A 22,218-nucleotide genomic window follows, 5' to 3' on the forward strand; every position below is an offset into this window, starting at 1 on the left:
TTTACGGCGGTCAGAAACTACAATACCGGTCGCTGTCGGCGGTTCCGACCACTGTTTCTTTGATCTTCGCTATTGCCTGTTGACTGATGTCCGCGTCCTCTGAAACCTGCTCGATTCCCAAGGCTTCTCCCGAAGAGAAGTCGATCGTCAATATCGCGTCTTACAAGTTCGTCCCGCTCGACCGGTTGCCGGAGCGGCGGCACGAACTTCGCGAACTGTGCGAAGCTCAGGAACTTAAAGGGACGATTCTGCTCACTCCGGAAGGGGTTAACCTCTTCATGGCTGGAAGCAGGGAGGGGGTCGATGCACTGCTTCAGCATCTGCGACGCGATCCACTGCTCGCCGACCTCGAAGTCAAGGAGAGCCTCAGCGACTATCAGCCGTTCAGCCGACTGCTGGTGAAGATCAAGAAAGAAATCATCGCCTTCGGCGTCGAAGGGATCGCGCCCGGCGAACGGACTTCTCCGAAGTTGTCGCCGGAGGAACTCAGAAAGTGGCTCGACGAAGGCCGTCCCGTCACGCTGCTCGACACCCGAAACGACTACGAGGTCGAGCTGGGCACGTTCGAGAACGCATTGCCGATCGGGGTCGATCATTTCCGCGATTTTCCGGAAGCCGTGCGGCTTCTGCCCGAGGACCTGAAGAAGCAGCCGATCGTGATGTTCTGCACGGGCGGTATCCGCTGCGAAAAAGCGGGCCCGTTCATGGAACGCGAGGGCTTCGAGCACATCTATCAGCTCGAAGGGGGCATTCTGAAATACTTCGAAGAATGCGGGGACGCGCACTATCAGGGCGACTGCTTCGTGTTCGATCATCGCGTCGCGTTGAATCCTGACCTCAAGGAAACGGCGGCCACGCAGTGCTACGCCTGTCAACACCCGTTGACTCCGGAGGATCAGCAGCACGAACATTATGAACTGGGGAAGTCGTGCCCGTACTGCTGGGAACCAGCGCGCGATCAGCCGGCCCCCAGCATTGAAGAACGGGAAGCAAGGATTCTGAAAGCTGCAACTCCGCTGCCGGGATCAATTGCCTACACCAATGAGCGGCCCCTGAATGTGCCGCTGAAGTATCACCAGTGGACGTTGCTCGACTTCGTATGCGATTACCATCCGCATCTGGGACGGGAGGAATGGCTGCGAATTTGCGACGCCGGATTGATCCGCGATCGTCAACACACGTTGACTTCCGATGCGATCGTCCGTTCCGGGCAGCGGCTCACGCGACTGGAACCCGATACGATTGAACCGGACGTGAATGCCGACATTCGCATCGTATCCTGGGAAGACGATTTCGTCGTCTTCAACAAACCGGCTCCGCTGCCGATGCATCCCTGCGGTCGCTTCAACCGAAACTCAATGACTGGCCTGCTCGATCGAGCGTTTCCCGAGCTAAAGTTACGTCCCGCTCACCGGCTCGATGCCAACACCACGGGCCTGGTTGTCTTCACGATGCATCGCGATATCTCACAACGCCTGCAGCGGCAGTTCGAGAAGGGAACGGCGAAGAAGAGGTACGTCTGCCGCGTGCTTGGACATCCGGAATGGGAGGAAACGCGGTGTGAAGCCGCTATTTCCGCCAGACCGAACGAACTCGGCTTCCGCGGCGTCGATGCAGCAGGCGATGCCGCCGTCACCGAGTTTCGTGTTCTGCAACGATTCGAGAATAATGAAACGTTGATCGAAGCCGTTCCGGTCACCGGTCGCACGAATCAGATCCGGGTCCATCTCTGGCACCTTGGTGTGCCGATTGCCGGCGATCCGGTGTACAAAGTGAATCAGCACTGGGGGGAACGGCAGACACTCGGCCCGACCGATCCGCCGATGATGCTCCATGCCCAGCAGTTGACGTTCGCCGACCCACGGTCAGAATCCCTGCGGACTTTTGAATCGCCCTGGCCCGACTGGACTCGCTGATGGTCGGCCCCACCCCTGGAGGAACTGCGATGATGTGCTGGATGAACCGAGCTGCGTGGATGCTGACCGCGACCTTGCTTCTGTGTTGCGGAAGTGTCCAGGCGGAAGACTGGCCTCAATGGCTTGGCCCCGACCGAGACAGTGTCTGGACAGAAACCGGCATTCTCCAGAAGTTCCCCGAAGAAGGCCCGCCCGTGGTCTGGCGGAAAGAGATTGGCCTCGGCTACGCCGGTCCGGCGGTCGCAGGCTCGAAGGTTTATCTGTTCGACTATCAACTCGACAGCGGGGACCTCACACCCAGTGCATCCGGTCGAAATCGATTGATCGGAGAGGAACGCATTCTCTGCCTCGACGCCGACACCGGCAAGCAGATCTGGGAACACAAGTACGACTGTTCGTACTTCGTTTCGTATCCGTCCGGCCCCCGCTGCACGCCAACTGTTCACGACGGTCTGGTTTACGCCTTGGGATCCGAAGGAGATCTCACCTGCCTGAACGCCGAGAATGGCAAGAAGCAATGGTCGCATTCACTGAAGGAAGAATTCGGATTCGAGGAAGCTCCCTTCTGGGGATACTCGGGACATCCGCTCGTTGATGGCGATTTGCTGTACTGCATCGTCGGTGGCGAAGGAAGCACGGCTGTAGCATTCAACCGGAAGAGCGGTGAAGTCGTCTGGAAGAATCTGACCGCCGATGAGCCTGGTTATGCTCCGCCGACGATGATCAATGTCGCCGGAACGAAGCAGCTCATCATCTGGCACGCGGAATCGATCAACAGCCTTAACCCGCTGGACGGTTCGGTCTATTGGAGTCAGCCGCTCAAGCCGCAGTACGGCATGTCGATTGCCACGCCGCGACTCGAAGGGGATTTGCTGTATGCTGCCGGCATGGGGGATACTGGAGCCGCCTTCCGCATCTCCGCCGATGACGAAGGGCGTCCACAGGCCGAAACGGTCTGGACCGGGACGGGGCGAACGGGGGTCTATCCTGCCAACAGCACTCCCTTCATCGAAGACGGTGTCATCTACGGTTGCAACGTACGGCCCGGGAATTTCGTCGCAGCCGATCTGGAGACTGGCGAACGACTCTGGGAGACAACCGAACTGATCACCGGCGATCGTCCCGCTCCGCATGCGACCGCGTTCATTGTGAAGAACGGGCGGCGGTTTGTTCTGTTCACGGAGACCGGGGATCTTGTGTTCGCGAATCTGAGCCGAAACGGTTACCGTGAGATCTCCCGGGCTCATATCATCGAACCAACAGGAGACGCATTCGGCCGTCCGGTCGTCTGGACCCACCCGGCCTTCGCGCATCGCCGCTGCTACATCCGCAACGACAAAGAGGTGATCTGTGTCGACTTGTCCGCTCAGAAGTAGATTCGGGCTGATCACTGTTCTGCTGCTGGTCGGCCTCCTCGTGGTCTCGTCCACGAGAGCCGAGGAGATTGTCGCAGAGTCGACATTCCTGTCCGTCATTCGCTCAGCCGAGATTCCTGCGCGGGATCTCGGCGTGATTGAGTCCCTCAAGGTCCGGGAAGGGCAGTCTGTCGAAGCCGGACAACTCGTGGCCGAACTGAATCAGGCCGAAGCGGAGCTTGATCTGGAGAAGACGGCGACTCAACTCGAGATCGCCCGGCGGGAAGCCCGCAATCAGATTCGCGAAGCCCTGGCGAAGAAGACGACAGAGGTCGCCCGAGTCGAACTCGAACGGGCCGAAGAGGCGAACCGGAAGTATCCGGACACGGTGTCACAGACCGAGGTCGCCCGACTTCGACTGCTTGCTGAGAAAGCCGCCCTCGAAGGCAAACAGGCCGTGCACGAACAGGAGGTTCTCGACCTCAACGCGACGCTGGCCGGAATTGAACACGAGATCGCCACGACCGCGCTCAAACGCCGCTCGATTCTGTCTCCACTGAAGGGCATCGTCGAACGGATCGACCGGCAGCCCGGCGAATGGGTGCAACCCGGCACAACGCTCGTGAAGGTGATTGATCTTTCTACTCTCCGAGCCGAAGCGGTCCTGCCGGCGAAGTACCGACATCATCAACTGCTCGATGCTCCGGTCTCCATCGCTGTTCCGGGAAACGGCGACAACGCCTCACCGCTGCAGGTCGAAGGTTCGATCACGTACGTGCATCCGCAGTTCGACCCGATCGATGGTTCGTTTCGAGTCTGGGCCACGCTGGATAATGCCGAACATCTGCTGCGTCCCGGAGAATCGGTCACGATGGTGATTCACATCGAAGAGCCTTCCGGCTCGCGGACATCGAAGTGAGCCGAATCGACAATATCATCGGCATCGATCTCGGCGGAGCGAACATCAAATTTGCCGATGCGTACCGCGAAGCCTTCTCGCTTCCATTTCCGCTCTGGACGGCCTGGAAGGACGTCTCGAATGCCATTCAACAGGAGTTGACACGGTTTCGGCCCGCGCGGTTGATCGTGCTGACCATGACCGGCGAACTGGCGGACTGCTTTGCTTCGCAGTCCGAAGGCGTGGAGTATCTGACCGATGCCGTCGTCGCCGCGGCGGGCGATCTCCCTGTTTTCGTCTGGCAGACGTCGCGGGAGTTCGCGGAGCCGGAAATGGCGAAAGAGTATCCGCGTCTCACGGCTGCGGCGAACTGGATGGCCCTCGCCACCTGGACCGCACGCGTCCTCGCTCCGGAGACCTGCGGTCTGTTGATCGACATCGGCTCGACGACGACGGACCTTATCCCGCTGCAGAACGGGGTCGCGATTCCGACGGGACTGACCGACTTCGAACGGCTGCACTCGGGAGAGCTGGTCTACACGGGAGGATTGAGGACTCCCGTCTGTGCCGTTGCGCAAAGCGTGACCGTCGACGGCAATGTGATCGGTCTGGCGGCGGAACTATTCGCGACGATGCATGATGTCGCCCTGCTGCTGGGAGACATTCCCGAAGATCCTGCGGAGTCTTTCACGGCTGACGGTCGTCCGGCGATGATCGTCTGTGCCCGACAGCGGCTGGCCCGAATGCTCTGCTCCGATGCCGATTCTCAACCAGAAACCTTCTGGCTGGAGATCGCTCGCCAGCTGCGTGAGCGGCAACTCGAACAGATCTCCGTTTCACTTCAACGGGTGCTCGATTCACTCCCCGCATCGCCCCGATCGGTCGTAATTTCAGGCAGCTGCGAGTTTCTGGTCCGTGAGGTGATTCGCCGCGAGCCTCGTTTGCAGGACGTTGAACTCGTCTCCGTCTCCCAGGCTCTCGGTCCTCAGCTGTCGACCGCGGCCTGCGCGTACGCGTTGACACAACTGGCGATCGAGCAGCGAATCTGAAGTCGGATGCATTGATCGGGCTGGAGAATCGTTGAGAATTTTTTGAAACGTCTCACGATGCGCATAACCGTCAACTGAATCGCGTATTCCTCACATTGGTGAAGCTGAGGTGAGTTTGACGGGGCCGCAAGGTTGGCGCCGATTAGCCAGTTTGTCAGGTGATAGCGGAACTGATGCGCGATGCCCCTCGCGGCAGTCGATGTGGAACCGGAGTACGGAAACCACAGATTGACACCCTTTCGGAGCAGGATTAAAGTGCAGATCCGAAGTCGAGACAAATCGTTCCACTGGAGTTGAATCACTGCCATCCGTTCATTTTTCGCATCCGAGTCTTCGGCGGGTTCCGTGGCGAGCGATCGCAACGGTTACGCTGTTCCTCATCTGCGGAACAATCGGATCGGGCCGTGTTTTCGGGGACAGCCGGTTGGAACGATCGGTACGGCAGGACGCCGCCTCTGCGAAGGAATCGACCACGTCTTCTCCCTGGACGCTCAAGATTGAGCCGCGAGGCTGGAAGTACGTCGTGATTCATCACTCGGCCACCGAGGCCGGGAGCGTGGAGGCAATTCACCGTGTTCATTCGCAACGGCGCGACAATGAGGGGAAGCCGTGGCGGGGAATCGGGTACCACTTTGTGATCGGCAACGGACACGGGATGCTGGACGGCGAAGTCGCGCCGACCTTTCGCTGGCATGAGCAAATTGAGGGGGCTCATGCCGGTCATCCGCTGTTCAATGAGTTTGGAATTGGCATCTGTCTGATTGGAAACTTCGAGGAAACGCCCCCGACTCCGGCTCAACTCCGGGGTCTGGAACGGCTTCTCAAGTTCCTTCAGCAGGAGTTTAGGATCTCCCGCGACCGGGTCGCCGGACATGGGCAGATCAAATCGACCGAATGTCCTGGAACGCACTTTCCGCTGGAAAAGTACTCGCGGTATCGCGACTCCGGGAAGAATGAGCCGCACGCGCCGCAGCCGTAACTTCGACTGCAGACTGCGGGAACAGCCTCTTCGAGGCGATTACGGAAGCACAGGTTACCACACCCGTCATGAATCGAATCACGCATTTCGGACACGACTCCTACTCCGGCCCGGTCTCGGCCGATGATCTCTTTGAGCAGATCATTCCGACCAGCGAAGCCGGCGACGTCGAATATGAGTTTCATACCAGTTTCGACTGTGAATCCCAGGTGTTCGTGCCTTCCAAATACGAGCCGCGGTATGCCTATCCGCTGATCGTCTCCCTGCAGTCTCGCGAGGAGTCGACCGATGACTTCTACTGTCAGATGGACCAGATCAGCTCGCAGAACTACCTGGCAGTCGAGATCGATTCCCGACAATTGCGCGAGGCTCCCACGACAGCCGAACTGATGCAGACGATTGAAGCCATCGTGAGCCGCATGGGGGGCTACTACCATATTCATTCCGAACGCATCTTCGTGATGGGTCGGAACGAACAGGCCAACCGGGCGATGGATCTCGTGCTGAGCAACCCGCTCAAGTTCTCTGGCTTCATTGCCATCGATCCTCAGCAACAGGCCGCCGGCCGGCCGTTGGGTCAGTTCCGCCATCTGCATCACCTGCGCGGACTTTTCCAGATGCATGGTCCACAGTCGTGGATCAAGGACTACGGGCATCTGCTGCACGACGCCGGCATCAAAGTGCACATCAACGATGTGAATAGCGAAATGTCTGTCCGCTGCGACGAAGATCGCGAATACAAAGCCGCCCGTCTGATCGATCGCTTCATCATGCAATCGATTCTGGAAACGTACCTCACGCGCTCATAAATCGCTTTGCTCCGGAAGTTCGCCGCCCCTCTGGGAAGAGGGTTACGGTGAGGGTGAGGGGCAATCGACGCATTCTGCGATGTTCAGCTCGTTGACCGTCGAATCGAAACTGGCTTTGTTCGGCTGCATCTTCGGCGGGATGAAGGCGAGATAGCCGGCCGCGCAGAAGAACAGCAGGGCGAGCGTGAGCACGATGTTGCTCCACAGCGGATTGCGACAGTGGCTGCCGATCGCTTTGGACCAGTTCCCGAGAATCAGCAGGATGATCGCCAGCAGCGGAATGACGAGCGCTCCGAAGACGGCGTAGAGTTTCTGCAAGGTCTTGAAGTCGTTGGTCAGCGCCAGCATTGGCAACAGCGCCAGGCCCAGGAGATAGATTCGATAGGGACGGGAGCTGGTGGAGACGGCTCGTCGTTCGCGCTTTCCAATTCGAGCCGTCAGCGACTCGTACACATCAGCAAACAGATACGGCACGCTTTGCCAGACGCCAAGCAGACTGCTGGCGACTGCCCCCCAGGCTCCGATCAAAAAGATCCACATCGCAGCCGGGCCAAAGCTGCCGAGGCTCGTTCGGAGTTCATCGGCCAGGAGCACAATCGTCCGGGCTGGCGAGCCTTCATCAAGTTGAATTCGCGACCCAATGACGACCATCGCCATACCAAAGATGGCGGTCATCAGATACCCCGCGGCGATATCGATCCGGCAGTTGGGCAAATCATCGAGTGAGCATCGGCCGACCTCGCGAATCCAGTAGCCATAGCAGAGAATCGTCAGCGTCCCACCGACGCCACCAATCAGGGCAATCGTCCACGTCAGTCCGGCGCCGTTGAAGTCGGGGATTGTGGGAACGAACATGCCGTTGAGCATCGCGCTCAGATCGGGTCGCACAATGATGGCGGTCGCGGTCACGGTGACGAACATCAGGCCAATGCAAACGAGCATGACTCGTTCAAAAGTCCGGTAGCCGCCGGTCCAGATCAGGCCCACCGCGAGCAGACTGTGCAGAATGCCCCAGTAGAACTTGTCGCTTTCCGGACTGCCGAAGACGGGCCAGATGGCATGCATGACCACGCCGCAGGCACTCATCAGAGCGGACGCCACGAAGAACGACCAGAGCAGCAGATAGAACAGGAAGCCGATCAGAAAGAGCCAGCCGAAGTGGCGAATGCAGCCTTCGAGCAGCGTCGTTCCGGTCGCCAGCTGCCAGCGGGTGAGTCCTTCATTCAGTGCGAATTTGAAGAGGGCTCCAACAAGCACGGCCCAGAGGACGACCGTGCCGAGAATGCTCCCGGTGAGCGCCCCCGTCGCCAGGTCGCCCGCACCGACACCTGTGGCGGCGACGAGAATGCCGGGGCCGATGATTTTCAGTTTCCCCAGCAGTCGCTGCATGGTCAACGCTCGTTGATCTGGACGAGATAGGCCTTCAGATACTCCGTCTCCGGACAATGCGTCGCGACCGGATGATCACCCGCCGCTCCCCATTTATACAGAAACTGTCCACTGCGGTCACTGGGAATCGAAGCGGCGATCGTTTTGGAGAATTCCTCAGGAGGCATCAGCCCGGAACAACTGCAGGTCAACAGCAGTCCGCCCGGCTTGACCAGCTGACAGGCCAGCCGGTTCAAATCGAAATACTTCTTGCGGCCTTCGTCGAATTCGTCTCGACGGGAAATCAGCTTGGGCGGATCGAGAATGACGACTTCGTACCGCTTCTCATTCCGCAGCATGTCTCGCATATACGGAAAGACGTCGGCGTGGGTGAAGCGGATCTTCTGCTGGTTCAGATTCGCGTTGGCTTTGGCGATGGCGATGGCTTCTTCATCGAGGTCCACTCCGGTTACATCGGCCGCATTTCCCAGAACTCCCGCCTGCATCGAGAAGCCGCCGGTGTAGCAGCAAAGATCCAGAACGGACTTCCCGCCGCAGAACTCGGCCAGTCTCTTCCGATTATCCCGCTGATCGCAGAAGAAGCCCGTCTTATGCCCCTGCAGAAAGTTGACGCGGAAGCGGGTACCGAATTCCTGCACGACCGTGGTATCGGGGCAGTCCGGCGAAGCCTGTCGCGGCTCGTCGAAACCTTCCGTATCGAGCGAGGCCGGCGCGGTCACAATCTGCCAGTGCTCCGTGCCCAGCAGCGACTGAAGAATCTCAAGGATCTCTCCCGCACGACGGAACATGCCGAGAGAGAAACATTCCGCGCTCAGAATATTGTCGTACCGGTCGATCACGATCCCCGGCAGCAGGTCGGCTTCCGCATGGACGACACGATAGGTGTTAGCGACCTCATCGAGCCGAAATCGTTCCTGCCGCAGTTCGCAGGCCTGACGAAGAATTCGCTCCCACCAGGCGCGAGTCGGCAGTTCTTCAGTGCGGTTGAGCACACGGACTGTCGCTTCCGCCCGCGAGTTGAACAGGCCGTAGCCGAAGTGGGAAGCGTCTTCAAGCTGCAACCGGACCAGATCGCCGGGTCGGGCCTGCGGATCGAACTTGCCGAGCCGCTTGCGGTAGAGAATCGGATGCCGCACTGGCGATCGAACTTCGACGGCCGGCAGCATTTCGGCTGGATCGACATCGAGTGGCAGCGGCGAGACGTGTTCGGCGGCTAGAGGACCGCGGGGAGCCGGCTTGCTGCGAGTAGGATAGCGCTTCCGCTGAGGAGCCATGACAGTCTGCTTGTATGAAAGAAAGAAGAGGACGTGATCGAACGCGCCGGCTTCAGGTGCTGGCCTGTTCGGCTGCATCCAGCAATCCGAGGATGTAGGGATCAATCAGTGAAGTCGCGATATACCGGGCCTGGGAGAAATCCTGTCCGGCACTGAATTGATGGGGCACCGAAACGATATGAGCCCCGGCAGCCGCTGCGGCCTTCGTGCCATTGCTACTGTCTTCCAGCACGAGCACTTTCGGCGGTTCGTGTCCCAAGTGTTTCGAAGCGGTGAGATAAATCTCCGGATGCGGCTTGCCGTGCGTCACGTCTTCCGAGGTGAACGTGACCGGGAAGCGATCAAGCAGGTCAAAATGACCGAGGACTTCCTGCAAATAACTGCGACCGGATGACGTCGCGACCGCTTTGGGAAGGCTCAACGAATCAATCCGGTCGAGCAGCTCAAACAGTCCCGGCATCGGTTCGATCTGTTCGAACAGCAGCTGGTGGAAGATCTCGTTCGACTCCTTCTGCAGATCGGCGACTGTTTCATCGAGCTTACAGAAGGTGATCATCTCCGTGAACGCTTCGTGGGCGCGGCGGCCCATCATCCGGTCGATTACCGGCTGGACATCCATGATTCCCCGCCGACGCAGCAGCTCGGTGCCGGTCTGGTTGAAGATCATCTCGGTATTGAACATCAGGCCATCGAGGTCGAACACGACGGCCCGGATTTCAGTTGTCATCCCGGGGTTCTCACTCCTGCAGGGGGATTCTGATTGGCGAATGAAGGGAACTATCTCACACAAACGACGGTCAGGCAATGCACCCCGGCGATTTCCTCACACGCCCGGAACGCATCTTGCTGCTCAGATCTTCATCTATAGGATCGAAGTAAGGCGGGTCACGAATTCGACGCCCGAATGTCACAGTCGTCCGCAATTGCCATGACACTCGAAAAGTACCGACAGAAGCGAAAGTTCGACCGCACGCCGGAACCTGAGGGGGAACAAGGTTCTCGATCGGGGGCGAGTTTTGTCGTCCAGATGCACCGGGCGAGACGGCTGCATTACGACTTTCGTCTCGAGATCGACGGCACCCTGAAGAGCTGGGCCGTGCCGAAGGGGCCGAGTCTTGATCCTTCAGAGCGGCGGCTCGCCGTCCATGTGGAGGACCACCCCCTTTCTTACGCCGATTTCGAAGGCATTATTCCGCAAGGCAACTACGGAGCCGGCACGGTCATCATCTGGGATCGGGGCGAGTGGGAAGCCGATTCCGATCTGACTGCCGACTACCGGAAGGGAAAATTGAAGTTCCGTCTGCACGGCGAGAAACTGCAGGGAGGCTGGACGCTGGTCCGGATGAGAAGCAAAGGGGAATCGGCCGACAACTGGCTGCTCATCAAGGAGAAGGACGAGGAGGCCCGTTCCCTGGACGAGTATGACGTTACGACCGAGTCAACCGAGAGTGTGCAGTCCGGACGAACGCTCGACGAAGTGCAGGCCGGGACGAAACCCCGGACTTCGGCCCGCAAGAGCAAACGCACCCAGAAGAGCGCCCCTTCAACGCCGGGAGAGTCCGTCCCGGAGAAGGTCGATCCGCAACTGGCGACATTGAGTCCGAACGCTCCGGAAGGGGACGACTGGTTCCACGAGATCAAGTTCGACGGATATCGCCTGCTCGCATTCCTCAACCGGGGTGGAGTGCGACTGCTGACCCGCAATCAGAATGACTGGACGGCCCGTTTCCCCGAATTGGCCGAGTCGATCGCGAAGCTCGATGCCGAGTCGGCTGTGCTCGATGGTGAAGTGGTCGCCGTCGATAAGAACGGAGTCAGCAGTTTTCAGCAGCTGCAGAACGCCTTTCGACGCAAAGCGACCGGCAAGCTGGTCTATCAGGCGTTTGATGTCCTCTTCCTCAACGGCAGCGACCTGCGGAAGAATCCGCTGGAAGCCCGCAAGAAGGTTCTGGCCGATCTGATGACGTCGGCTGACGCAGCCCGGTTGCAGTACTCCGACCACCAGATCGGCTCCGGTCCGGCGTTCTTCAAAGAGTGCTGCAAACTCGGACTGGAAGGTATCATCTCGAAACGACGCGATCGACCGTATCGTTCCGGACGCGGGACTGACTGGCTGAAGACGAAATGTCTGTTTCGCGAAGAGTTCGTCATCGGCGGTTTCACGCCCCCGTCGGGATCGCGACAGGGACTCGGCGCTCTGCTGCTCGGTTACTATTCGCCGGATGGCGAGTTGATCTACGCCGGTCGAGTCGGCACCGGTTTCAGCGACGCCGTGCTTCGCGACCTGACGAAACGGCTGACCGCGCGGAAGATCAAAGCAAATCCATTCGCGACGAAGCCGGAGGGGACCGATCGTCAAACCACGTGGGTGCGGCCTGATGTCGTGGCTCAGGTCGAGTTCTCCAACTGGACTGGCGACAATCGTCTGCGGCATCCCTCGTTTCAGGGGCTGCGGGAAGACAAACCGGCTACATCGATTGTTCGTCAGCAGAATGGCAATGGGCCTCCGACGGAGAAAAAGACCGTGAAGAAGTCCCCCACTCCGAAATCGACCCCGGCTGCGGAGATGTCGCTCTTCGAAGAGCAGCTCGGAGAACTGGCCGACGTTCGCATCACCAGCCCGAACAAGATTCTGTTCAAGGACCCCGGTATCACCAAGCTGGATCTGATCTGCTATTACGTCGATATCGCCGACTGGATTCTGCCGCATCTCATCGATCGTCCGCTCAGTCTGGTGCGCTGTCCTTCCGGAGCAAGCGGAAAATGCTTCTTCCAGAAACATGCCGCAGCGGGAACGCCCGATGAACTCAAGCGGATTCCGATCCAGGAGAAAGACGGGGTCGAAGACTATCTGATGGTCAACGATTTGCAGGGCCTGGCGGCGGTTGTGCAGATGGGCGTGCTCGAAATGCATCCCTGGGGGTCACGAGCCGACCGACTCGAACAGCCCGACCGCGTGATTTTCGATCTCGATCCCGATGAAGCGGTCAGCTGGCCCCGCGTGGTCGAAGCGGCGCTGGAGTTGAGGACGTTCCTTGAAGAACTTGAGTTGACCAGCTTCGTAAAGACGACCGGCGGCAAAGGGCTGCATGTCGTCGTGCCGATGACTCGCCGTCAGGACTGGGACGAAGTGAAGACCTTCAGCCAGCGAGTCGCCGAGGAAATGGTGTCCGCTTCCCCCGATGCCTATACCGCCACGATGTCGAAGAAGGCAAGGACCGGGAAGATCTATATCGACTATCAACGGAACGGCCGTGGAGCAACCGCCATCGCAGCCTACTCCACCCGCGCGCGAGCCGGGGCTCCCGTCGCAACCCCGCTGACATGGGACGAACTTCCCGACATCGAAAGCTCGCAGGCTTTCACCATCAGCAACATTCGCGAACGGTTGCGATCGCTCAACGAAGACCCCTGGGCGGAACTGGACACAATCCGGCAGTCGATCACGAAACCGATTCGCAAGCGGCTGCGGTTGTCGTAGTCCGCCTAAGCAGACGATTCCCCAAGGCATCGCTTCGCGTACTCTGACCATTCGCTCTGGGGATCAAGGCGAACGTATTGTTTCCAGTACGGGCGAGCCTCTTCGCAGCGGTCGAGAGATTCGAGCGTCTCGGCAAGGTTGTAAAGGGCATCCAGACTGTGCGGATTCCACTGCAGTGCAGTCTTCCACGCGGTCAGGGCATCGTCGAACTGTTCGAGTTCGGCCAGAGCGTCGCCCATATTGTTCCAGGCTTCGACAAAATCGGGTTCGAGTTCGACGGCCTGACGATAGCGTTCAATGGCCGCTCCGTACTGGTCGAGTTCCTGCAAGGTGTTGGCCAGGTTGAAACAGACCGCCGCGTCGGGGCCGCATTGTCGAAGGTGCTGGCGATAGCACTCGGCGGCTTCGGCGAGACGTCCCTGCAGCTCCAGCTCGACCGCGTGCTGAAACAGCGTTTCTGGATCCTCGGCCTTCGGCTCCGAAGATGGCCAGGCGACCGAGATCGGAGCGGAGGCTTCGCTTTCGGTTTCGTAGTCCATCAGTAGTTGCCCGGCGACATCAGCGAGCCGCCCATCGTCGCGACGGAATGCGAGGAGGCTCCCGAACTGATCGAGTTGAGGCAGCGTTTCCCGTGTCTGTGGCAACCAGCTCTGCAACTGCTTCAGACTGTGCTGCAGTCGACGGGCGCTGACTCCGGCCTGCAGCAACTCCTGCAGCCTTTTGATGGCGGCCACCTGTCGGAAATTGAAGTAGTGAAGTGACCCCGCGGACCGCGACGGCTTCACGAGACCCGCTTTGACCCAGCTGCGGAGTTGATCTCGCTGAACGCCGGCCAGCCGAGCTGCCTCGCCGAGCGGATGTGCTCCGCGAGTCGCCTCCATCGGTGTGACGAGTTCGATTCGCTGCAGAAACTCGTCTTCCGAGAGGATCACCAGCGCCGCTCCGAGTCGCTGCAGTTGAACCGCGCGGCGAAGGTTCACGGTTGGCTTCCCGTTGGATCGCAACGGCAGACGGTCATCGCCGACAACGAGCATTGTGGTGTTGCGGACGACATGCGGATGATGGCGCCCGCCGTGCTGTCGAATCAGTTCGGCGGCTTCCGGACGAGAGAGTGAACGGAGCCGTCCCGTGAGGGCGACGGACTCGCCGCTCAAATGATGGAACGTTGTCTCGTTCGAACGGTCTTTCTCCAATGCCGTATCCATTCCCTCATCGTAATCGAGAAACGTTCCCACTCGAAGGGTGAATCAGCCGGACTTCTTCTTTGTGCTCTTGCGAGACGAAGAGGCCCGCGTTGATTTTGAGCTGGCCGCCCGGCGTCGGCTCGGTTTGGCGGTCTTCCCGCCGGCATCTTTCACGCTCTGCTTCAGGGCTTCCATCAGGTTGATAACCTGCGGCTCTTCCTCAGCCGGAGCCGTGACGAGTTCTTCGCCCTGAACCCGAGCTTCGATCAACTGCGTGAGCCGCTCGGTGTAGAGGTCTTTGTACTCGGACGGATCGAACTTCTTTTTCGCCAGAGCATCGATGAGCTGTTTTGTCAGCTTCTTCTCCTGAGCACTCAGCGTCGTCTCGACCAGTTCGTCTTGGAAAGAAGTCGGATCCTTCACCTGGGTTTTATATTCGAGCACATCCATGGCCAGCAGGCCTTCGCGGGGGCGGATGCGAACGATCTGTTCCCGCTTGGAGAGCACGACAGTGGCGATCGCGTGCAGGTTGCCGCCGGACATCGCATCCTGAATGAGCTGATACGGCTTTTGCCCCACGGGACCGTCGGGAAGCAGATAGTACGTTTTGCCCGTGAGCAGTGCCGGGTCGATCGAATCGGACGGCACGAAGGAGTCGACGTTCACGGAGTGATCGGTCTCAGATCGCAGCTTCTCGAGTTCGTCGGTATCGATGACAACGTACTGATCTTTGCTGTATTCGTAGCCCGAAACAATCTCGTCGTTGGGGACTTCGCCGTGAATCGGACAAACTTTCCGATAGCGAATTCTGCTGTGACATTTCTCGTGCAATTGATTCAGGCTGATCGGTGAGCCACCACTCGATGACCCCGTGTAAGCCTTCACAGGCAACGAGACGAGACTGATTTTCAGGTAACCCTTCCACGAAGATCGGGGAGCCATAACGTGTTTTCCAGCGTAAACATCACGTTCAACCTTCCCCTGGTCATGCGGAATTCCCTTTGTCACTTCGAGCCGCGAGCCATGCTCACTGCGGCAATAATCCGACGTCGCAAATCGTGTGCCGACCGCTGGTTGGGAATCCTTTGCGGCTGTTTGCTCAAAGTCGGGTTTGCAAACTCTTCATCAGATCGTGCCGGATGTCGCTATTATGACGCCTCTAGGACTTGGTCAAATTCGGCTGAGATTGCCAGGGCTCTGCACTCGATGATACCGATGCGGTCCCTAAAGCTTGCCACCGTTCCGCGCTTTAACACTCTCCCGAAGCGAGCTCGCCCGACGGCCTCCCGGCTTCGCACTTCTTTCGTCAACCCAGGTAAGACACCAATGATGTTCCAATCACGCTCCCAGTCTACTCGTATCTCCCGGCGACGAGCCGAGACACTTCGTCCTCAATTCGGAGCTTCGGAAGTCCTCGAAGGCCGGACGCTGCTGGCGGGTTTGACGGTCAACACGCAGGCCGACAATACAACGTCGGACAATGAGCTTACCCTGCGAGAAGCGGTCCTGTTGATCAACAACGGGGGAGACGCCAATGCCGCCCTGGGGCGTGTCCTGACGGCTGGCGAGTCGGCCCAGATCAATGTCGGTGGCGGTTACGGCTCGAGCGATCAGATCACCTTCGATGCCGCCCTGTCCGGTAGTTCGATTCTGCTGACAAGCGGCACGCTTTCGTTGAGCCAGTCTGTGTTGATCAACGGTCTGGGAGCTGAAAACCTGACGATCAGCGGGAACAATGCCGCCCGCGTCTTCACTGTGCAGTCGGGAACAATCCATCTGGCTCACCTCACAATCGCCGATGGTCTGGCCCAGGGGGGCGACGGCGGCGCGAGTGAATTTGGCGGCGGGGGCGGCGGTGGAGCTGGTCTCGGGGGCGGGGTGTTCGTTAACACCGGAGCGAATGTCACGATTCAGAACGTGATTCTGTCAGGGAATCAGGCGGTCGGCGGTGATGGTGGCGATGCCGGCGTTCCGGGAGCCGGGACGTCCACGGTTGCGGGTGGATTCACATCGACCGGTGGAACTAGTGGAACGAGTTCGTTCGTCGACGGCAACTTCGGTGTCGGCGGCGCGGGGGGAGCCGGAACCACGGTCGATGGCAACGCCGGCTCTGCCGGGTCTCAAGGCAACTTCGCCGGCGGTGGTGGCGGCGGTGGCGGCGGCGGACTCGTCGGCAATCGATACAACGCCGGAGCCGGCGGGCAGCGGGGAGTGGTCTCCGATGGTCTTGATGTCGATGATCAATCGTTCCTGCCCGGGGTCGGCAACGGGAAAGCCGGTTCGGATGGTCACGACAGCGCCGTGCGGAATATGGATGGCTTTTCCCTTTACAACGCGGATATTCCGGCGGGCACGGGCGGCGGTGGTGGCGGCGGAGCGGGACTGGGCGGCGGGATCTTCGTTCGCAGCGGCAGTACGCTCACTGTGGTCGACAGCTACTTTGAAGCCAACGAAGCGATTGGGGGAGATCCCGGGCGACGGGGAGAAGGGTACGGCGTCGGCAAAGGCGGATCGATCTTTGCCATGGACGGAGTGACCGTCAATCATTATGGCACGACGTTCGGTCACGGTTCGCAGCTCGCCAACTTCGGGTCAACGCCGAACCAGTTTCCGTCGAGCCCCGCGACCCCGCTTGACTATCGACAGGGACTGTGGGGAACATTCTCGCGAACACTGCCGATGCAGACGTATGTGGACGGTCCCGCTGTCCCTGCATCGCTCGAGTATTCGTATCTCAACGCAGGGATTCAGGATCCAGATCCTAACATCCTGGAGGCCGATGGAGGAACGGCAACGCTGGTCTCCGACATTCTGGCGCGACTGGGACGCGGGGGACTTCGTAGCGAAGTCGCTGCTCCGACGGCTCTGGCGATTACTTCAATCGACAGCTCGAACGGTCTCTGGCAGTACTCAGATAACGGGACCGACTGGACCGATCTGACCGATGCGACGGAGTCCAACGCTCTCCTGCTCAGTGATACGTGGGAAGTGCGATTTGTCCCCAATGAGGGATTCAACACCGTCTTCGGCAACCAGCCGACAATGACGTTCCGTTCCTGGGACGAAACCGGGGGCGTCGCCGGAGATTTTGTCGACACATCGACGAACGGTGGCGGGACACCCTTCAGCACTTACGAAGCGACCGCAGTCGTGAACGTCTCCGATCCGACCTTCTTCGATGATGGGAATGACCTGTTCCCTTCCGAGGGAGTGAGCTTTTTCATGTCGTCCGATGAGTACTTCAACAATACCTTTTCGCTCGATTCAATGAAGACGACCGGAAGCCGGGAGTTCCGGTTCACACTCACCGGTGTCGGCGGAGTCTGGGCGGCCGGCCCGTCGGTTTCATCGATTCACATGACCGTGAAGAATGGTTTGGACGAGATTTACGGGTACGCCACTACCCGAAACGGCGTGCTGCAGTTCGCTTCAACGGACGCGTTCACCACGGCGAACGGCAACGTCTCCCATTCCATCTTCAACGCAAATATTCATGTTGGCGACTTCACCGATGTGAACACCGACAGTGGAGCGATTGCCATTATCCGGAGTCAGACGTCACGAGATGCTGGAGCGACCCACTTCAAGGTCGAAGGCATTACCGGCGGGACGTTGTACAAAGACGCCGCTTTCACGCAGGCGGTCGTCGAGGGAGAGTTCATCAGCTACGGAAATGGCAACGTCTATCTGTATTTCCGGCCGGATGTCGATTTCGCGGGGGAAGCGACTTACACCACAATCGATTCGACGAGCAACAACGATGGCGGACTGCTTATTCAGGACGGATACGTGGCCCAGGCGTCAACGACCGATGCCATTACGCTCAACCAGAGTGATATGTCGTCGACGCACATCAAGATCACCGGCATCACCAACGGAACGCTGTACCTCGACGCCGCCAAAACAATGTCGGTCAGCAATGGCGATTTCGTCGCCTGGGACGGAGCCACGGTTGATCTCTACTTCGAAGCCAGTGGCGGCGTCCGCCGCGGAACCGGGTCCTTCACCTATGAAGAATCGACCAGTTCGGACGACCCGGGCCTGCTCGGCGGCCCGACCCAGCATGATCTTTCGATCATTCCCGATCACGTCGTCGCGGTGCTGGCTCCGATTGTCACCCTGGCTGCGACCCATTCGGAAATCGTCGAAGGCGATTCCGGGACAACGACCATCAATTACACCGTGCGTCGTTCGAGCACCGATTCGTCGACACTCCCCGCGGCGACATACAACTACGCCGTCACGGGCGATGTGAATGCGGATGACTTCGCGGGAGGAGTTCTGCCCAGCGGAAGCGTGGTCTTTGCTGAAGGACAGACCGAAGCGACCTTCTCGATCCAGGTTACCGGCGACATCGATGCGGAATCGGATGAGGATTTCACGGTCACGCTGTCGAACATCCCATCGGCCTACACCACAACCGATGCGAACGCGACGACTACGATCACGGCCGACGACACCTCGATGGCGCTGGCTGTCAGTACGGCGTCTGTGCTTGAGAACGGAGCGACGAACATCGTTTATACGTTCACCCGCTCGGGTGTTGTGACCGATCCGATGACGGCTAACTTTGACATCGGCGGAACGGCGACGTTCAACACCGACTACACGCAGAGTGGAGCCGCGACGTTTGACGGCACGAATGGCACGGTCACTTTCGCGGCCAATGTGACGACCGCAACCGTGACGATCACACCTACAGGCGATACCACGGTCGAGCTGAACGAAACGGTCACGCTGACGCTCGCTTCGGGAACAGGGTATGACATCGTTACCGCTGCAGCGGTCGGTTCTACGATCTCCAACGACGATTCGGCGACCTTCTCGATCGACGACGTTACTCACGATGAAGATGATGCCGGCACGACCAGCTATGTCTTCACGGTCACGTTGAACAATGCCGTCGACACCTCGATCGATGTCGACTACGTCACCGCGAACAACACGGCCACGAGCGGCTCGGGCGACTACACCGCACTGGCTTCAGATACGCTGACGTTCAATGGAACGGCCGGTGAGACCAAAACGATTACTGTGCTGGTCAACGGCGATGAAACGACCGAGCTCGACGAAAGCTTCTTCGTCAATCTGTCGAGTATCGTGGCTTCGGGCCGCAACGTAACGTTCGCCGATTCCCAGGGACTCGGAACGATTACCAACGATGACAGTTCGACTGTCTCCATTAACGATGTTTCGATTGCGGAAGGCCTGGGCGGAACTACGAATCTTGTCTTCTCGGCCACGCTGAACAACGCCGTGGATGCCGGGTTCAGTGTCGATTTCGCGTCTGCCGACAACACAGCCGCGGCGGGGACGGACTACACCGCGAATTCAGGCACGTTGAACTTCGCCGGCACGGCTGGCGAGACGGAGACGATCACCATTGTTCTGAGTGGCGATCAGGTTGTGGAACTCAATGAGACGTTCTACGTCAATCTGTCGAATCTGGTGATTGCCGGCGGACGCGATGTCACGATCGCAGACGCCCAGGGGATTGGCACGATTACGAATGACGACGCCGCCGGATTCTGGATCAACGATGTCGCTCTCGATGAGGAAGACGACGGCGTCACCAGTTTCACTTTCACGGTCACGCTCGACGCCGCCGTTGATGTGCAGACCACGGTCGATGTCTCCACCACGGGAGGCACGGCGACGGCGGGAAGCGATTACACCGCGATCAGCGGACAGACTCTGACCTTCGCGGGCAACGCCGGCGAAACGCAGACCTTCACGCTGCAGGTCAACGGCGACGAAGTCGTTGAGTTCGCCGAGACGGTGCGCTTGACCCTGTCCAACCATCAAGTCTCCGGACGCAACGTCGGTCTGTCCGACAGCGAAGGATCTGCCGTCATTCTCAACGACGATCAGGCGGGGCTGACAATCAACGATGTCTTCAAGCGTGAAGGAAACGGAGGCGGCCAGACTGCTTACGATTTCCACGTGCAACTCGATAAGGGCGTGGACGGAGCCTTCCAGGTCGATTATCGCATCGACGATGTGACCGCGTATTTCAACTCCGATTTTACCATCGTCGGGGGGAACCAGACCGGAACGCTTAACTTCACGGGACAGGCCGGCGAGCAGAAAACGCTCACCATCAATGTGAACGCCGACTCGAATGTCGAGTACGACGAGACCTTCCAGGTCGCCCTGTTCGATCTGATGAATGGCGGACTGGATATTGTTCTGTCCGATGCCACCGCAACCGGATTCATTGGAAACGATGATCGAGCCATCGTTTCCGTAGCGGATGTCGCGACGGCCGAAGACCAGAGTCCAACCGTGGAACTGACCCTGGACAACACCGTCGATCAGAACGTCACGGTTCAGTACGAGATCCGTCATATCTCGACGGACGCTCGAGACTTCAGCACATTGACGGGAACAGCGACTATTCTCGCTGGTCACGATGATGAAACCGTGTTACTACCGGTCATCGCAGACGGTGAGATCGAGTACAACGAACAGTTTGAGTTCGTGATCACGTCGGTCGACTCCCAGGGAGCCTTTGTCTCCGTCGAAGACGATACCGCCCTCGTGACGATCCGCAACGACGACTCGTCGACGATCACCGGACGCAGCAACGGCAACTGGTACATGACCTATGCCGACGCGGACGGAAACTACACCAACAATCTGGCCGCAGCGTCTCCGGGGAATATCCTTGAATCGTTCCAGGGCGACTTCAACGGCGATGGCGAACAGGACATCGCGCTGCGGATGGAGAACGGTGACTGGCAGATTGGGTTGTGGAGCGGAGAAGGGCACTACAACTTCGAGAACTGGGGCAACTGGCGGACGAACGATGTGAGATCGATCGTCGTCGGCGACTTCAACAACGATGGCCGCGATGACATCGCGGGACTGTTCCGTGCTGGCCAGATGGGTCGTTGGTGGGTGGCCGAGTCGAGTGGATCGGACTTCACGAACCGGGCCTGGGGCCTGTACGGCAAGTACGACAACATCGATCAGGTTGTCGTCGGTCAGTTCGACGGCGTGCGAGGCAGCGACCTGGCGATCCTGGCCAACACCGGCGTCTGGTGGCTCACACGTTCCGCCACGGGCCAGTTCAGCAACTCGCTGGGAGCCGACTGGCGTGGCATGGACTCAATCGATCACGTCAGCGTTGGGGACTTCAACAACGACGGACGAGATGATATCACCGCGATCCGCCAGATGGCCGGGCAGAACTCCGCTCGCAGTGATGTCGCCCTTTCGGCGGGATCGATCTTCAACACCCGCACCTGGAAGATCTGGAACAACGTCGATGCCAGCAACATCCAGGCGGCCGTCGCCGGCGACTTCAACGGCGATCAGTCCGACGACATCGCCGTCATTATCAACTCGTCCGAGTGGCACGTCGGCCTGTCGGGAGACAATCGCTTCCAGACATCACTCTGGCTGAATTACGATGCGAGCGTCTCCGGCCTGGTCGATCTCCATGTCGGGCAAAGCAATGGCGATGAGTACGCCGACATCCTGGCTCGTCGCGCCGATACCCAACGCTGGATCAGTCTGGAATCGACCGGAACCGCTCTGCGGGGACGCGGGCTGATCACCTGGAACCCGGACGGCAACTGGGAACATGTGCAGGTCCAGCGGAACGAGGACGACTACCACGATCCCGCCGGCTCAGTCCGACGACACATGGCCCTTCCGGCCGGTGACTTCGAAGCATTCGGCGACAGCGAACTGCTCGACCAGCTCTTCATCAAATAGTCGCAACAGTTGAAAACGCAAAAACGGAAGGCAGTAGGAACGCGGGATCTATTGGTCAGAGGGTTTTCAATGAACGACTCTGAGGGGAAGCACCAGTAAGCGAGTTCCCTCGCCCCCTCGGGGGGGAGAGGGTTAGGGTGAGGGGGGGAATGCGGGTGACAT

Annotated in this window: 13 protein-coding genes and 1 pseudogene; 9 read left to right on the forward strand and 5 right to left on the reverse strand. The window is 59.2% G+C overall.

Going from position 1 to position 22,218, the window contains the following annotated elements:
• Nucleotides 1–86: 86 nt before the first annotated feature.
• The 7 genes and pseudogenes from L1A08_RS23130 to L1A08_RS12790 all read left to right on the forward strand — a co-directional run.
• A pseudogene (locus L1A08_RS23130) lies at nucleotides 87–968 on the forward strand (sulfurtransferase); the annotation flags it as partial.
• 285 nt (nucleotides 969–1,253) lie between these two features.
• Nucleotides 1,254–1,916 carry an RluA family pseudouridine synthase gene (locus L1A08_RS23135; protein ID WP_449314321.1) on the forward strand — a complete coding sequence of 221 codons (663 nt, stop codon included), beginning with the start codon at nucleotides 1,254–1,256 and terminating at the stop codon, nucleotides 1,914–1,916.
• A gap of 29 nt (nucleotides 1,917–1,945) precedes the next feature.
• Complete coding sequence (locus L1A08_RS12770; protein WP_238756796.1) at nucleotides 1,946–3,292, forward strand: PQQ-binding-like beta-propeller repeat protein; 1,347 nt, start codon at nucleotides 1,946–1,948, stop codon at nucleotides 3,290–3,292.
• Nucleotides 3,267–4,190 (forward strand): efflux RND transporter periplasmic adaptor subunit, encoded by a 924-nt coding sequence (locus L1A08_RS12775; RefSeq protein ID WP_238756797.1) that lies wholly within the window; start codon nucleotides 3,267–3,269, stop codon nucleotides 4,188–4,190. Before L1A08_RS12770 ends, L1A08_RS12775 begins: the two co-directional genes overlap by 26 nt.
• A complete protein-coding gene (locus L1A08_RS12780; RefSeq protein WP_238756798.1) occupies nucleotides 4,187–5,218 on the forward strand; it encodes a hydantoinase/oxoprolinase family protein in 1,032 nt (343 codons plus the stop codon). The genes L1A08_RS12775 and L1A08_RS12780 overlap by 4 nt, the downstream gene beginning before the upstream one ends.
• A gap of 424 nt (nucleotides 5,219–5,642) precedes the next feature.
• Nucleotides 5,643–6,197, forward strand: a complete 555-nt coding sequence (locus L1A08_RS12785; RefSeq protein WP_238756799.1) for a peptidoglycan recognition protein family protein — start codon at nucleotides 5,643–5,645, stop codon at nucleotides 6,195–6,197.
• 68 nt (nucleotides 6,198–6,265) lie between these two features.
• On the forward strand, nucleotides 6,266–7,006 hold the full coding sequence (locus L1A08_RS12790; protein ID WP_238756800.1) for a hypothetical protein: 741 nt from the start codon (nucleotides 6,266–6,268) through the stop codon (nucleotides 7,004–7,006).
• 42 nt (nucleotides 7,007–7,048) lie between these two features.
• On the opposite strand, the gene L1A08_RS12795 is transcribed toward L1A08_RS12790, so the two are convergent.
• Genes L1A08_RS12795 through L1A08_RS12805 form a run of 3 tightly spaced genes read right to left on the reverse strand, consistent with a single transcriptional unit; the run spans nucleotide 7,049 to nucleotide 10,396 of the window.
• The gene (locus L1A08_RS12795) at nucleotides 7,049–8,395 is read right to left on the reverse strand and encodes an Nramp family divalent metal transporter (protein ID WP_238756801.1); all 1,347 of its coding nucleotides are present in this window, start codon (nucleotides 8,393–8,395) and stop codon (nucleotides 7,049–7,051) included.
• A gap of 2 nt (nucleotides 8,396–8,397) precedes the next feature.
• Nucleotides 8,398–9,669 carry a class I SAM-dependent rRNA methyltransferase gene (locus L1A08_RS12800; protein WP_238756802.1) on the reverse strand — a complete coding sequence of 424 codons (1,272 nt, stop codon included), beginning with the start codon at nucleotides 9,667–9,669 and terminating at the stop codon, nucleotides 8,398–8,400.
• A 52-nt stretch (nucleotides 9,670–9,721) separates the two neighbouring features.
• Nucleotides 9,722–10,396, reverse strand: coding sequence for an HAD family hydrolase (locus tag L1A08_RS12805; RefSeq protein ID WP_238756803.1), 675 nt, complete (start codon nucleotides 10,394–10,396; stop codon nucleotides 9,722–9,724).
• Between the two features lie 177 nt (nucleotides 10,397–10,573).
• Here L1A08_RS12805 and ligD point away from each other — a divergent pair, with 177 nt between their 5' ends.
• The gene (gene ligD / locus L1A08_RS12810) at nucleotides 10,574–13,150 is read left to right on the forward strand and encodes a DNA ligase D (protein WP_238756804.1); all 2,577 of its coding nucleotides are present in this window, start codon (nucleotides 10,574–10,576) and stop codon (nucleotides 13,148–13,150) included.
• Between the two features lie 5 nt (nucleotides 13,151–13,155).
• On the opposite strand, the gene L1A08_RS12815 is transcribed toward ligD, so the two are convergent.
• Both L1A08_RS12815 and ku read right to left on the reverse strand, forming a co-directional pair.
• A complete protein-coding gene (locus L1A08_RS12815; RefSeq protein WP_238756805.1) occupies nucleotides 13,156–14,355 on the reverse strand; it encodes a tetratricopeptide repeat protein in 1,200 nt (399 codons plus the stop codon).
• A 42-nt stretch (nucleotides 14,356–14,397) separates the two neighbouring features.
• Nucleotides 14,398–15,276, reverse strand: a complete 879-nt coding sequence (ku, locus tag L1A08_RS12820; protein WP_238756807.1) for a non-homologous end joining protein Ku — start codon at nucleotides 15,274–15,276, stop codon at nucleotides 14,398–14,400.
• A 384-nt stretch (nucleotides 15,277–15,660) separates the two neighbouring features.
• Here ku and L1A08_RS12825 point away from each other — a divergent pair, with 384 nt between their 5' ends.
• A complete protein-coding gene (locus tag L1A08_RS12825) occupies nucleotides 15,661–22,056 on the forward strand; it encodes a Calx-beta domain-containing protein (RefSeq protein ID WP_238756808.1) in 6,396 nt (2,131 codons plus the stop codon).
• Nucleotides 22,057–22,218: the final 162 nt, after the last annotated feature.

Source organism: Rubinisphaera margarita (assembly GCF_022267515.1).
In the GTDB taxonomy this organism is placed as follows: Bacteria; Planctomycetota; Planctomycetia; order Planctomycetales; family Planctomycetaceae; genus Rubinisphaera; species Rubinisphaera margarita.

Bases quoted from the DNA above. Each gene is read 5' to 3' on its own strand.
- L1A08_RS12770 (WP_238756796.1), top strand. From the start codon at position 1,946: ATGATGTGCTGGATGAACCGAGCTGCGTGGATGCTGACCGCGACCTTG.
- L1A08_RS12790 (WP_238756800.1), top strand. From the start codon at position 6,266: ATGAATCGAATCACGCATTTCGGACACGACTCCTACTCCGGCCCGGTC.
- L1A08_RS12795 (WP_238756801.1), bottom strand. From the start codon at position 8,395: ATGCAGCGACTGCTGGGGAAACTGAAAATCATCGGCCCCGGCATTCTC.
- L1A08_RS12800 (WP_238756802.1), bottom strand. From the start codon at position 9,669: ATGGCTCCTCAGCGGAAGCGCTATCCTACTCGCAGCAAGCCGGCTCCC.
- L1A08_RS12805 (WP_238756803.1), bottom strand. From the start codon at position 10,396: ATGACAACTGAAATCCGGGCCGTCGTGTTCGACCTCGATGGCCTGATG.
- ligD (WP_238756804.1), top strand. From the start codon at position 10,574: ATGTCACAGTCGTCCGCAATTGCCATGACACTCGAAAAGTACCGACAG.
- L1A08_RS12815 (WP_238756805.1), bottom strand. From the start codon at position 14,355: ATGGATACGGCATTGGAGAAAGACCGTTCGAACGAGACAACGTTCCAT.
- ku (WP_238756807.1), bottom strand. From the start codon at position 15,276: ATGGCTCCCCGATCTTCGTGGAAGGGTTACCTGAAAATCAGTCTCGTC.
- L1A08_RS12825 (WP_238756808.1), top strand. From the start codon at position 15,661: ATGATGTTCCAATCACGCTCCCAGTCTACTCGTATCTCCCGGCGACGA.